Source organism: Mycobacterium paraintracellulare (assembly GCF_000276825.1).
Taxonomy (GTDB): Bacteria; Actinomycetota; Actinomycetes; order Mycobacteriales; family Mycobacteriaceae; genus Mycobacterium; species Mycobacterium intracellulare.
This window is the reverse complement of the sequence record NC_016948.1, coordinates 1,289,696-1,302,641: the sequence shown is the minus strand read 5'-3', so window position 1 is coordinate 1,302,641 and position 12,946 is coordinate 1,289,696. Positions and strand designations below refer to the sequence as shown.

The following is a 12,946-nucleotide window of genomic DNA, read 5'->3' as shown; positions in this document are numbered from 1 at the left end:
CGCAGAATTCTCGCCCCGAGTGCACGTTCGGCGATGCGCTCAGTACGGTCAGTTGGGTTGTGCGGCGGGGCGATTCGTGTTCAGCACATCGACGCCGTCGTTATCCCACGCTTGCCGCATCGCCTCGGCGCCTTTCAACCGCACCCACGCCGCCTCGGTCGCGGTGATGGGGGTCGCCAACAGGAAGCGCACCGGGTCGCGCGGCGGTTCCAGCGGCAGATCCGCGATCTCGCTGCGGCCCAGCAACACCGCGGTGAACGGCACCTTCCGCGACGGCGACGCCCACAGCGGCGAGCCGAGGTCGATCAGCGCATCGGCACTCAGCACGGCGCCCTCGACGGCGGGAGTTGCCGCCAGTATCGCGATGCTGCGGGCGATGCCGGTGATCGGGCCGGGATCGCGCAACTGGAGGACGATTTCGGCCCGCGGGCCGCGCACCGGGTCGGCGATATCGAGGGTCGGTTCGGCCATGGGGTGGCGCGAGCAGCCCAGGGAGACGTAGTGCACCAGCCCGCTTGTCTCGCGGAATCGCAGCACTTCGATGGTTTCGGTGCCCAGGAATGTCACGCTCGCCGAATCGGGTTCGAGGTCGCCGAAGTGGGCGCGTACATGCGCACGGACCTGCTCCAACGGCTGTGTCACCGCGCGTCCGACGGCGCGATGGTCAGGTTGGCCCCGGAGTCGGCGTCGAAGACCACGAGCCGTGTCGTGTCGAACGCCAACTCGATCGACTGCCCGATGACCGCCTTGGATTCGGCGGGAACCCGTGCCACGAACTGGTTTTCGTGCGCGTCTCCCTCGGCGGCCAGATCGTCCAGTTGCGCCGAGTGCGCGGCCCATGCCGCGGTGGAGAAGTACACGTACTTGTCGGCGCCCAGCGATTCGACCAGGTCGACCTTCACCTCGAAGGTCAGCGCCCTGATGCGCTGGTAACCGTCGATCAACGCGGCGTCGGACAGATGCTCGGGCCGCACCCCCACGATGACGTTGCCCGGCGTGGGGTGCTGGGCGATCACCTCTTGGACGTCCGGTGTCAGCATCACCTCCCCGAAGGGCACCGTCAGCCCGATCGGCGTCAACGTGGCCGGGAAGAAGTTCATCGCCGGCGAGCCGATGAAGCCCGCGACGAACAGGTTGGCCGGGTGCTCGTAAAGCTCATCGGGGGTGCCTATTTGCTGTGCGACGCCCGAATGCATCACCACCACCCGGTCGCCCAGTGTCATGGCCTCGGTCTGATCGTGGGTGACGTAAACGGTCGTCGTGCCCAGGCGCTTTTGCAGCCTGGCGATCTCGCCGCGCATCTGGACGCGCAGTTTGGCATCCAGGTTGGACAGGGGCTCGTCCATCAGAAACGCCTTGGGATGGCGCACGATCGCGCGGCCCATCGCCACCCGCTGCCGCTGTCCCCCGGACAGCTGGGAGGGCTTGCGGTCCAGAAAGTCGGTCAGGTCAAGGGTTTTGGCGGTCTCGGCGACCTTTTGCGCGATCTCGGGCTTCGGCATCTTCGCCAGCGTCAACGGGAACGCGATGTTCTGCCGCACCGTCATGTGCGGGTACAGCGCATAGGACTGGAACACCATCGCGATGTCGCGGTCTTTGGGCGCCTTCTCGTTCACCCGTTCGCCGCCGATGCGCAGCTCACCCGAGGAGATATCTTCAAGCCCGGCAATCATGTTCAGCGTCGTGGTCTTACCGCAGCCCGACGGACCGACCAGGATCAGAAATTCGCCGTCGGCGATGGTGATGTTCAGGTCGTGCACCGCCACGGCGCCGTCGGGATAACTCTTGCTGACATGGTCCAGCACAATCTCGGCCATCGCGTCATCCCTTCACGGCGCCGGAGGTCAACCCGGCGACGATTCGTCGTTGGAAGATTAGAACAAAAGCGATGATGGGAACGGTGATCACCACGGCGCCGGCCGCGATCGATCCGGTCGGCTCCTCGAACTGTGAACTGCCACTGAAGTTCACGATCGCCACCGGCGCGGTGATCGCCGCCTTGGTAGCGGTCAGGGTCAGCGCCAGCAGCAGATCGTTCCAGGCGAAGATGAACACCAGGATCGCGGCGGTCACCACGCCCGGCGCCGACAGGGGGACGATCACCTTACGGAACGCCTGCGCCGGGGAAGCGCCGTCCATTTTCGCCGCCTTCTCCAAATCCCAGGGGATCTCGCGGAAAAACGCCGACAACGTGTAGATCGCGAGCGGCAGCGCGAACGTGATGTAGGGCAGGATCAGGCCCGGCCAGGTGTCGAACAGGCCGACGAAGCGTTCGATGTTGAACAGCGGTGTGACCAACGAGATCGCGGGAAACATCGTGATCAGCAGCGTGGCGCCGACCAGCGCCCGCTTGCCCGGAAAATTCAGGCGCGCGATCGCGTAGCCGGCCATCGCCCCGAGAGTCACCGCGATCGCGGTGGTGATCAACCCGATCCCGACGGAGTTGATCAGCGCCGAGCTGAAGATGTCGCCGCGAAAGATGCCGCGATAGTTGTCCAGGGATACCGACGACGGAATCAGCTTGCCGTCCTTGACCGTTGACGTCGGCTTCAGCGAGAGGCTGAAGATCCACAAAACCGGCAGCAGCGCGTACACCACGACCACCGTGTCGATGACGACCCAGATCGTGGTGCGCCGCGCGTCCTGCCGGTTAGCGGCCATCGACGTCACCACCGGGCGCCGCCGCCCCGAAGACCTTGATGAACAGTAGGGCGATGAGGCCCACGCACACGAAGATCAGCACGCTGATCGCCGAGCCGAGTCCGACGTTGAACCCCTTGAACAGGTTGTCGTAGCCCAGGATCGACACCGAATCGGTGTTGTTGGCGCCGTTGGTCAAGACGTAGATGTTGTCGAAAATGCGGAACGCGTCCAGGGTTCGGAACAGCAGGGCGACCACCACGGCCGGCTTGATGATCGGCAGAGTGACGCCGGTCAGCCGGCGCCAGGGGCCGGCGCCGTCGACCTGGGCGGCCTTCAGCAGCTCCTCTGGCACCAGTGCCAGCCCGGCCAACAGCAGCAGCGACATGAACGGCGTCGTCTTCCAGACCTCGGCGACCACGACGATCGCCAGCGACGGGATCTGCGAAGTCAGCGGAGCGCTGCCATGCGGCAGCAGGTTGGCCAGGTAGCCCGTCCCGGGCGTCCAGGCGTAGTACCAGCTGTACGACGCGACCACGGTGACGATGCCGTACGGGATCAGGATCGCGGTGCGCACCATGCCTTTTCCGACGAGGGTGCGGTGCATCACCAGCGCCAGTGTCAGGCCCAGGACGAATTCGACGGTCACCGACACGACGGTGATGCCCAGCGTGACCGCCAGCGCGGTCCACCAATACCGATCGGTCAGGATCGTCACGTAATTGCCCAGCCCGATGAACGCGGTGTCGTCGGGGACGGCAAGGTTGTTGCGCTGCAGGCTCAACCACACGGCGTAACCGATCGGATAGGCCGTCACCGTCAGCATCAGAAGCGCCGCCGGGGCGACGAGCAACAAGGCCAAGCGCTGTTCGGAGAGCCGGTTTCGGGTCCGCAAACGCGGTGCGACGGAAGACGGCCGGGCGCGCGTTGCGGGGGCGGTGGCCGTCACGGCAACAGCCCCTTCCCGTCGATCGCCTTCTGCACCTCGGCGCTGAGTTCGTCGGCGGTTCGCTCCGGGTCGATCTCGGTGATCGGGCTCAGTGTCGCGGCCAATCGGATGGCCACCGCCTGGTAGACCGGCGTGGCCGGACGCACCGCGGCGTCGGTGAGTTGCCGCCGGATGATCGTGTACATCGGATACTTGGCCTGGAACTGCGGATCGGAATACAGCGACGTGCGCACCGGGGGTAGGCCGCCTGCGATCGACACGTACTTCTGATGTTGCAGGCTGCGCAGGCAGCGGATGGCCTCGAACGCCTCGGCGCGGTGGCGGGTGGTGCTGGCCACCGCCAGGTTCGCCCCGCCGATGGTCACCTTGGCCGGATGACCCGGCGCCACACCGGGATACGGCGCGAAGCCGAAGACCTTCTGGCTGGCCTGATAGGCGATGCGGAATTGCTCGTCGCTGGGCACGAACGTCCCGACGTCGTTGATGCTGCCGGCCAGCCGCGGATCCTGGTTGAGCGGCAGAACGGGCACACCGCCTTTCACCGCGTTCTCCAGCATGGATGCCAGCGCATACGGCCAGTTGACCGCGAGTGCGGCCCGGCCCTGTTCGACCGCCAACCGCGCGGTGCCCTCGTCGGTGCGGGTGATCGACGGATCGGCCCCGGGCGCGGTCGCCACGGATTTGAGGGTCCGCAGCGCATCGACGGTGGCGGCCCGGTGCGCCGGCGTGTCGGTCAACGTGACGCGGCGGCCGTCCTCCGAGAGGACCTGGCCGCCCCCACTGGCCAGCAGCGTGTTGAACCAGACCACCAGGCCTTCGCCCTCATTGGCCTGCACGGCGATCCAGCTGGGCTGCCCCGCGGCGTGCAATCTGGTGGCCTCGCGCACCATCCCATCCCAGGTTCTCGGCGGCTGACGCACCAAATCGGGCCGATACCAAAGTAATTGGGTGTTCGTCGTGACGGGGGCCGCGAACAACTTGCCTTCCCAGCGCGCCGTCGACAGCGGGCCCGGCAGGACGTCGGCCGTCGCGTCGGGTTCGGCGCGCCCCGCGGGATCGTCGGACAGCGGTAGCGCCCAGCCCGCCTCGGCGAACTCGGCCGTCCACACCACATCGAGCGACATCACGTCCAGCGTGCGGTCGCGACCGGTCAGCCGCCGCGCCAGCTGCAAACGCTGCTCGCCGGGGGCTCTGGGCAGACTGATCTGTTGAATGGCGAAGCGGCCATCGAACTGCTTCGTGCAATCCTGAGCGACCGCGGTGAACGTCGCGCCGTCGGCGGCCGTGGTGTAGAAGCTGATTACCAGCCCGTGGGTTCCCGAAGCGCACGCGGGTACCGTCGCGGCGATGGTGAGCGTCGCCAGCGCGATTGCGCCTGCCCGGCGTACGCGCCCACGACGACTCACCACCGCTCACACCTCTCGTGCGCGCCTCAAATCGCCAAGCGCGCCAACAGGTCCCGCGCCTTCTCTGCGTTTTGCGGGTCACACAGCACGTCGTAACGCCCGGCCACCAACTGCATGGTCGAGCTGAAATCCCTTGTGCCACGGGCCATTGAGTACGGAACGGCCGAAGTGATCAGCCCAAAGAAGACACCCGCGACCAGGCCCGTGATCAGCGCACCCCACGGATTGGGACTGAAGAAACCCAGCACCAAGCCGATGAACAGGCCCAGCCACGCCCCGCTCAGCACTCCTCCGCCGAGCACCTTGGGCCACGTCAACCGGCCGGTGACCCGCTCCACCTGCATCAGGTCGACCCCGACGATCGTCACCTGCTGGACCGGGAACTGCTGCTCGGACAGATAGTCGACGGCACGCTGCGCCTCGGCGTAGGTGGGATAGGAGCCGACCGGCCAGCCCCTGGGCGGTGTCGGCAGTCCGGGCGCGCCTCGTCCACGCCCCGTCGCGTTTCCTGGTGTCGCCCCGGGAACCTGCCCAGGCTGGTAAGGATTAGTCATCGCCGTTCATTGTCCTCCGCCTTGGGGATGGTTTCATCTCAGGCCCTCCCCAGCCTAACCACCGGCCTTCCTCCACCTGCGAAAACACGGCGCACGGGGTGGCGGGAACCCTCCCGGGCGCCCGTGGCGCGCTGACGTTTCGCACCCACGGCCACCGGCGGCGGATGGGTTAGGTTGAACACCATGACAGCTCCCGGCGGCGGCTTCGGCGAGGGCGGCCACGACGACAACACCGACTCGCCCCCCACCGGCGGCGAAGCCTCCGAGCCCGCCCCCTGGGAGTCCCCCGCCGCCGAGTCGGCGCCCCCGGCGTACCCGCCGCCGGGTCCCACCGACCACCCGCCCGGGTACCCGCCGTCGTATCCCCCGCCCGTCCCCCCGCCCCCTGGGTACGAACAACCGCCCGGCTACTTCGGACCGCCCTACCCGATGGCGCCGCCGCCGTACGGCGGCCCGCCCCCCTACGGGGCGCACGGATATCCGGGCTATTACCCGCCGCCGGACTACCAGGGCGGCTATCCCACTCAAGCCGCTGTGCCCGGCACCAACGCGCTGGCGATCGCCTCGCTCATCGCGTCGTTCACCGGCCTGTTGTGCGGGCTGGGCTCAATCGTCGCCATAGTGCTGGGCGCGATCGCCCTGGATCAGATCAAGCGGACCCGGCAGGAGGGCTTCGGCCTGGCGGTCGCCGGCATCGTCATCGGGATCGCCACGCTGGTGGTGATTTTGGTGGTCGTGCTCTTCACACTGCGCACGCATTAACGGCCTGACCGCCCCCGGCCGGTCTGCCATCGGGCCGGCGGCTGCCTAGGCTCTACTTCCATGGGATCGGTCAACAGGGTGTACATCGCGCGGCTCGCGCGAATGTTGGTGTTGGGTCCACTCGGGGAATCCGTCGGTCGGATCCGCGACGTGGTGATCAGCATCAGCATCGTCCGCCAGCAGCCGCGGGTCCTGGGACTGGTCGTCGACCTCGCGACCCGGCGCAGCATCTTCATCCCGATCCTGCGGGTCGCGTCCATCGAGCCCAACGCCGTGACGCTGAGCACCGGCAACGTGTCCCTACGCCACTTCGTGCAGCGACCCGGGGAGGTGCTGGCGATCGGCCAGGTGCTGGACACTCAGGTCAAGGTCAACGACCCCGAACTGCCGGAGCTGGCCGGCCTCGACGTGGTGGTCACCGACCTGGGCATCGAACAGAACCGGACGCGCGACTGGATGGTGAGCCGGGTCGCCGTGCGCACCCACCGGCGGCTCGGACGGCGCGGTCCCGTGCACGTCGTGGACTGGCAGAGCGTGCAGGGTTTGACCCCGTCGGCCCTGGCCTTGCCGGGGCAGGGCGTGGCGCAGCTGCTGGGCCAGTTCGAAGGGCGCAAGCCGGTCGATGTGGCCGACGCGATCCGCGGGCTGCCGGCCAAGCGCCGCTACGAGGTGCTCAGGGCGCTCAACGACGACCGGCTGGCCGACATCCTGCAGGAGCTGCCGGAGCAGGATCAGGCCGAGGTGCTCTCGCAGCTGGGCACCGAGCGATCGGCCGACGTGCTCGAGGAGATGGATCCCGACGACGCCGCCGACCTGCTCGGCATGCTGAACCCCACCGACGCCGAGATGCTGCTGACCCGGATGGACCCCGACGAGTCCGCCCCCGTGCGCCGGCTGCTGACGCATTCGCCGGACACCGCGGGCGGCCTGATGACCTCCAATCCGGTGGTGCTCACCCCCGACACGTCGGTCGCGGAAGCGCTGGCACGGGTCCGCGATCCGGACCTGAGCACCGCCCTGTCGTCGATGGTTTTTGTCGCGCGGCCGCCAACGGCGACGCCGACGGGCCGCTATCTGGGCTGCGTGCACTTGCAGCGGCTGCTGCGCGAGGCGCCGGCCGAGCTGGTCGGCGGGATCGTCGACAGCGAGTTGCTCACGCTGACACCGGAGACTCCGCTGGTCGCCGTGACCCGCTACCTCGCCGCGTACAACCTGGTGTGCGGTCCCGTCGTCGACGACCAGAACCACCTGTTGGGCGCGGTCACGGTGGACGACCTGCTCGATCACCTGCTGCCGCACGACTGGCGCGTGGACATGCAGGAACTCGACACCGCCGGCCGGTTCGAAGGACTGGGAGGATCCTCGTGAGCAAATCCACGGCTCCGCGAGGGCTGTACACCCCGCGGACATCGCGCAGATACTCGCCGCGGCTGGACCCCGAGACCGTCGGGCAATTCACCGAGTCCATCGCGCGGTTCTTCGGCACCGGCCGCTACCTTTTGCTGCAGACGGTCGTGGTGTTCGTGTGGATCGCGTTGAACCTGTTCGCGGTGACGGTGCGCTGGGACCCCTACCCGTTCATCCTGCTGAACCTGGCGTTCTCAACCCAGGCCGCCTACGCGGCCCCGCTGATCCTGCTGGCGCAGAACCGGCAGGAGAACCGCGACCGCGTCACGCTAGAAGAGGACCGCCGTCGCGCCGCCCAGACCAAGGCCGACACCGAGTACCTGGCCCGCGAACTGGCCGCGTTACGCCTGGCCGTCGGCGAGGTGGTGACGCGTGAATACCTGCGCCACGAGCTGGATGACCTGCGCGAAAGGCTGGCCAATCTGCAGCCCGGGACCCCGGACTCGGGGCCTCCGCGGCAGGGCGACAACTTGGAGCGCGCGGCTAAGAAATCCAGGTGAGAACCTCTTCAACCATTGCGCCACTCGTGTCACAAGAGTTATGTATGGTGATCTGGTTCACCGAGCTAACAGAAAGTACGCCCAGCTCACACTAGGACGGTCGAGTGCGCATAGGGGGAAGCCGGGGTGCGAGCCCGGCCGCCGCGACTGTGCGGCAGCAAGCACTTCGGAACACGCGCAAGCCGATATTCGGCGTCGCCATGATTACTCCATTGGTCTTCGCGGGCGCCGTCAGCGGGGCGGCTCCTGAACTTCCGGCGCACATGCCGCCGGTCCACGCCGCCGTCACTCCGGTGGCCGCGGTCTCGCCCTCCTTCCCGGACCTCTCCGGGCCCGCCGTCGTCCCAATCGACCGCAGCCCCACCGCCTTTCACGTCGCCGAGCCCGCGCTGTCCGCGCCGCCGCCGGCGATGATCGTCAATGCGCGTGGCGCACTGGGCATTCCGAGCATCGCATTGGCCGCCTACCGCAATGCGGAGCAGAAGATGGCCGTCGCCGCCCCGGGTTGCGGCGTCAGCTGGAATTTGCTGGCCGGCATCGGGCGCATCGAATCGGGCCACGCGGGCGGCGGTGCGGTGGATGCACGCGGGACCGCGATCAACCCGATCTACGGCCCGTCGCTGGACGGCACGCTGCCCGGCAACGAGGTCATCATCCAGAGCAGCGCCGGCAGTCGCGTCACCTACGCCCGCGCGATGGGACCGATGCAGTTCTTGCCGGGGACCTGGGCGCGCTACGCCTCCGACGGCAAGGGCGACGGCGTGGCCGACCCGCAGAACCTGTTCGACTCGACGCTCGCGGCCGCCCGGTACTTGTGCAGCGGCGGGCTGAACCTGCGTGATCAGTCGCAGGTGCTGGCCGCGATTCTGCGCTACAACAACTCGATGCCCTACGCGCAGAACGTGCTGGGCTGGGCGGCAGCCTACGCCACGGGCGTCGTCCCGGTCGACCTGCCGCCGATGACCGGACCGCCGCCGCCGCTGGGCGACGCGCACCTCGAGCATCCCGAGGGGCTCGGACCCAACCTGCCGATGAACATCAACGGCCTGCCGATGGACGACCCGCTGGCGCGCGTGCCGCTGATCGACCTGAGCAGCCCGGCGATGGTCAGTCCGCCGCCGATGTTCCCCTGGATGTCTCCCACGCCTCAGCAGGCGCCGACCCAACTTCCCGGGTGCACCGTGATCTGCATCGGCACCCAAAGCGCGGCGCCCGCGGGGCCCCCGCCACCGTTCGCGCCGCCTGCGCCCTTCGCGCAGCCGCCGTTCGCTCCGCCGCCCCCGGATGTCGTCACGCCCCCGGCACCGATCGCGCCGCCGGCACCCCCGGTTGCGCCGCAAGCCGCACCGTCGCCCAAGCCGGCCGCTCCCCCGGCGGCGCCGAACGCGTCAGCGCCGCTTAAGCCCACGCCGGGCCCGGCCAACTGACCCCGCGGCGATCGCAAGCGCGGCGAAGCCGGGCGCAGCGGGTCGCCGCCAACTGACACGCGGCGATCGCAAGCGCGGCAAGGCCGGGCGCAGCGGGTCGCCGCCAAACGATCCTGAGCGGGTCGCCGCCCAACCGCTCCGTCGCGCACGCCTACACTCGGCGGTGATGTCCAGCCACGACTCTTCTGACGCAGCCGACCTGAGCGCGGCGATTCGCACCGCACTGGGGAAGGTGATCGACCCCGAACTGCGGCGCCCCATCACCGATCTCGGGATGGTCAAAAGCATCGACACCGAACCCGACGGCTCGGTTCACGTCGCGATCTATCTGACCACCGCCAGCTGTCCGAAGAAGAACGAGATCAGCGACCGGGTCAGCCAGGCGGTCTCCGACGTCCCGGGCACCGGCGCGGTGAAGGTCACCCTGGACGTGATGAGCGACGAACAGCGCACCGAGCTGCGCAAGCAGCTGCGCGGTGACGCCCGCGAGCCGATTATCCCGTTCGCACAACCGAATTCGCTGACGCGGGTCTATGCGGTGGCGTCCGGGAAGGGCGGGGTCGGCAAGTCCACCGTCACGGTCAACCTGGCCGCGGCGATGGCGGCCCGCGGCCTGTCCGTCGGGCTGCTGGACGCCGACATCCACGGCCATTCCATCCCCCGGATGATGGGCACCACCGACCGGCCCACCCAGGTCGAGTCGATGATCCTGCCGCCCATCGCGCACGAGGTGCGGGTCATCTCGATCGCTCAGTTCACCGAGGGCAACACTCCGGTGGTGTGGCGCGGACCGATGCTGCACCGCGCGCTACAGCAGTTCCTGGCCGACGTCTACTGGGGCGACCTGGACGTGCTGCTGCTCGATCTGCCGCCGGGGACCGGCGACATCGCCATCTCGGTGGCTCAGCTGATCCCCAACGCGGAGATTCTGGTGGTGACGACGCCACAGCTGGCGGCGGCCGAGGTCGCCGAGCGGGCCGGCAGCATCGCGCTGCAGACGCGCCAACGCCTCGCCGGCGTCGTGGAGAACATGTCCGGGCTCACGTTGCCGGACGGCTCGACGCTGAAGGTGTTCGGTGAGGGCGGCGGCGAGCAGGTGGCCGAGCGGTTGTCGCGCGCGGTCGGCGCCGATGTGCCGCTGCTGGGCCAGATCCCGCTGGATCCCGAGCTGGTGGCCGCGGGCGATTCCGGCGTTCCGCTGGTACTGAGTGCGCCGGATTCGCCGGTGGGCAAGGCGCTGCGCGGGGTGGCCGACAGTTTGTCCTCACGTCGGCGCGGGCTGGCCGGCGTATCGCTCGGGCTCGATCCCAAAGGCCGCTGAAACCGGTTCAGGTCGCGTCGGTGTCGAACGGCGTGCGGTCGCCCGTCTGCTGTTCCGCCCCAAGCGTCTGGCCGTTCGCCGGCGTGGGAGGCGCGGGTGGCGGCGTCTCCGGCGGGGCGCCGTTCACCGGCTTGTCGAAGTTTCCGGTCAGAAACGAGTCGTCGCCGTCCAGCAGGTGCTTGGTGAGCGCGGCGCGGGGGGTCATGCCGCGCAGCTTCTGCAATTCGCTGAGCGGGCCCCGCAGGTCGTCGAACTCGGGCCCGAGGTCCTCGCGCAGCTGACTGGTCACACCGCTGAGGTAATCGCGCGCCTGACGCAGCGCGTTGGCCGACCATCGGATGGCGCCGGGGAGCCGTTCGGGGCCGAGGACCACCAACCCGACCACGACGAGGACGAGCATCTCTCCCCAGCCGACGTTGGCGAACATCTAGCCGTTATCCGGGTCCGGTTTCACCGTCAGGGTGACGTGGCGGCCATCGCGGACCACCTCGATCGGGGAATCCTGGCCGATGGTCAGCTGCCGCACCGCGACCACGAACTCGTCGGCGTCGGCAACCTTGCGGTTACCCACCTTGACGACGACGTCGTTTTCCAGGACGCCGCCCTTCTGCGCCGGACTTCCCGCCTTCACGTTGGCGACCTGGGCGCCGGAGGCGATCGCGTTGCTCACCGAGCGGGTGCTGACGCCCAGCGTCGGATGCACGATCTTTCCGTCCCGGATCAAGGTCTGGGCGACTTCCTTGGCCTCGTTGATCGGGATCGCGAAGCCGAGCCCACTTGCGCTGTCCGACAACGACTTACCCGCGGTGTCGATGCCGATCACCTGGGAATCCATGTCGATCAGCGGGCCACCCGAGTTGCCGTGGTTGATCGACGCGTCGGTCTGCAGGGCGTCGATCACCGTGTCGGTGTCCGAGCCCTCCCCGGACAGCGGAACCGGCCGGTGCAGCGCGCTGATGATGCCGTGCGTCACGGTGCTGCGCAGCCCCAGCGGCGCACCCGCGGCGAGGACCTCGTCACCCACCCGCACCTTGTCGGAATCGCCCAGGCGCGCCACGCTCAGGTTGTCGACGTTGTCGACCTTGATCACCGCCAGGTCGGTCTTGGGGTCGCGCCCGACCAGGTTGGCGGGCACTTCCTTGCCGTCGTTGAACACCACGGTGGTCTTGAACTGGCTGGGGTTGTTCGCCGCTTCGGAGATGACGTGGTTGTTGGTGACGATGTAGCCACGCCCGTCGATGACGACGCCGGAGCCCTGCATGCCCTCCTGGTCACTCTTGGACTCGATGGTCACCACGGAGTTCGCGGTCGCCGACGCCACCTTGGCGAAGCGCCCGGCCGGGCCTTCCCCGTTGCCGTTGGTCGACAGCGTCACCTTGGAGGTGGTGAACGCCTCGGCGACCTCGGCCGTCTTGCGGCCCACCACCCCGCCGACGAGGCCGATGACCAACGCGATGAGCGCCAACACGAGCAGCGCGAGGTAGGACACCCGGCCGCCGAACAGCACGTCGCGCACGCCCAGTTTGCCGCCGTAGCCCAGGGCGGAGCGCGACGTCGATGGCGCGACCGCCGGCGTTCCTAGGGCCGCCGCGGCCCCCGGGTCCCGCCAGGGGTCGTCCAGCTCGTCGGGCTCCCCGCCGTTTTTCTCGGCGGCCAGCGCGCCCACGTCCACGGGGTGGCGTTGCAGCGAATCGGAGCTGCCCTCCGGCCGGTGGAACGCCTCCTCGAGGACGGGGTCGGCCGGACGATCGCTCGGCCGGAATTCGGCCTGGTCCCGGTACTTCTGCGGGCGGACGCGCTCGGCCACGAACGACCCGCGCAACCCGTCGGGACGACTGAACTCCCGACGCGATGCGGGGTCGACCGGCGGACGCGAGACGGGGCGCGGCGCCAGGCGGTTGCCGCTGTCATTGCTTCGGTCGAAGCCTTGGTCGGACGTCACGTTATCCCTTTTGGATCCTCTACTTGAGCGCGCGAGAC

Annotated in this window: 13 protein-coding genes; 5 read left to right on the top strand and 8 right to left on the bottom strand. The window is 68.6% G+C overall.

Annotated elements, in window-relative coordinates:
• Positions 1 to 48: 48 nt before the first annotated feature.
• From OCQ_RS06325 to OCQ_RS06300, 6 genes are read right to left on the bottom strand one after another with little or no spacing between them, the layout of a single operon-like run.
• Positions 49 to 642: a suppressor of fused domain protein gene (locus OCQ_RS06325; RefSeq protein WP_041784837.1), complete on the bottom strand. Its 594-nt coding sequence runs from the start codon at positions 640 to 642 to the stop codon at positions 49 to 51.
• Positions 639 to 1,817 (bottom strand): ABC transporter ATP-binding protein, encoded by a 1,179-nt coding sequence (locus OCQ_RS06320; protein ID WP_014382019.1) that lies wholly within the window; start codon positions 1,815 to 1,817, stop codon positions 639 to 641. The genes OCQ_RS06325 and OCQ_RS06320 overlap by 4 nt, the downstream gene beginning before the upstream one ends.
• Before the next feature lie 4 nt (positions 1,818 to 1,821).
• Positions 1,822 to 2,661, bottom strand: a complete 840-nt coding sequence (locus OCQ_RS06315; RefSeq protein ID WP_014382018.1) for a carbohydrate ABC transporter permease — start codon at positions 2,659 to 2,661, stop codon at positions 1,822 to 1,824.
• Complete coding sequence (locus OCQ_RS06310) at positions 2,651 to 3,535, bottom strand: carbohydrate ABC transporter permease (protein WP_014382017.1); 885 nt, start codon at positions 3,533 to 3,535, stop codon at positions 2,651 to 2,653. Before OCQ_RS06310 ends, OCQ_RS06315 begins: the two co-directional genes overlap by 11 nt.
• 50 nt (positions 3,536 to 3,585) lie before the next feature.
• Positions 3,586 to 4,998 carry an extracellular solute-binding protein gene (locus OCQ_RS06305; protein ID WP_008254648.1) on the bottom strand — a complete coding sequence of 471 codons (1,413 nt, stop codon included), beginning with the start codon at positions 4,996 to 4,998 and terminating at the stop codon, positions 3,586 to 3,588.
• Between the two features lie 23 nt (positions 4,999 to 5,021).
• Positions 5,022 to 5,549 carry a general stress protein gene (locus OCQ_RS06300; protein WP_008254647.1) on the bottom strand — a complete coding sequence of 176 codons (528 nt, stop codon included), beginning with the start codon at positions 5,547 to 5,549 and terminating at the stop codon, positions 5,022 to 5,024.
• A gap of 183 nt (positions 5,550 to 5,732) precedes the next feature.
• On the opposite strand from OCQ_RS06300, the gene OCQ_RS06295 reads away from it, so the two are divergent.
• The 5 genes from OCQ_RS06295 to OCQ_RS06275 all read left to right on the top strand — a co-directional run bounded on the left by OCQ_RS06295 (position 5,733) and on the right by OCQ_RS06275 (position 10,966).
• Positions 5,733 to 6,311, top strand: a complete 579-nt coding sequence (locus tag OCQ_RS06295) for a DUF4190 domain-containing protein (RefSeq protein WP_008254645.1) — start codon at positions 5,733 to 5,735, stop codon at positions 6,309 to 6,311.
• A gap of 60 nt (positions 6,312 to 6,371) precedes the next feature.
• A complete protein-coding gene (locus tag OCQ_RS06290; RefSeq protein ID WP_008254643.1) occupies positions 6,372 to 7,679 on the top strand; it encodes a magnesium transporter MgtE N-terminal domain-containing protein in 1,308 nt (435 codons plus the stop codon).
• Positions 7,676 to 8,218 carry a DUF1003 domain-containing protein gene (locus OCQ_RS06285; RefSeq protein WP_008254638.1) on the top strand — a complete coding sequence of 181 codons (543 nt, stop codon included), beginning with the start codon at positions 7,676 to 7,678 and terminating at the stop codon, positions 8,216 to 8,218. Before OCQ_RS06290 ends, OCQ_RS06285 begins: the two co-directional genes overlap by 4 nt.
• A gap of 104 nt (positions 8,219 to 8,322) precedes the next feature.
• Positions 8,323 to 9,645 (top strand): lytic transglycosylase domain-containing protein, encoded by a 1,323-nt coding sequence (locus OCQ_RS06280; RefSeq protein WP_179960063.1) that lies wholly within the window; start codon positions 8,323 to 8,325, stop codon positions 9,643 to 9,645.
• Between the two features lie 166 nt (positions 9,646 to 9,811).
• A complete protein-coding gene (locus OCQ_RS06275; RefSeq protein ID WP_008254633.1) occupies positions 9,812 to 10,966 on the top strand; it encodes an Mrp/NBP35 family ATP-binding protein in 1,155 nt (384 codons plus the stop codon).
• Between the two features lie 7 nt (positions 10,967 to 10,973).
• Here OCQ_RS06275 and tatB read toward each other — a convergent pair whose 3' ends face one another.
• Both tatB and htrA read right to left on the bottom strand, forming a co-directional pair.
• Positions 10,974 to 11,393: a Sec-independent protein translocase protein TatB gene (gene tatB / locus OCQ_RS06270; RefSeq protein ID WP_009956299.1), complete on the bottom strand. Its 420-nt coding sequence runs from the start codon at positions 11,391 to 11,393 to the stop codon at positions 10,974 to 10,976.
• A complete protein-coding gene (gene htrA / locus OCQ_RS06265; protein ID WP_014384064.1) occupies positions 11,394 to 12,908 on the bottom strand; it encodes a serine protease HtrA in 1,515 nt (504 codons plus the stop codon).
• Positions 12,909 to 12,946 lie beyond the last annotated feature (38 nt).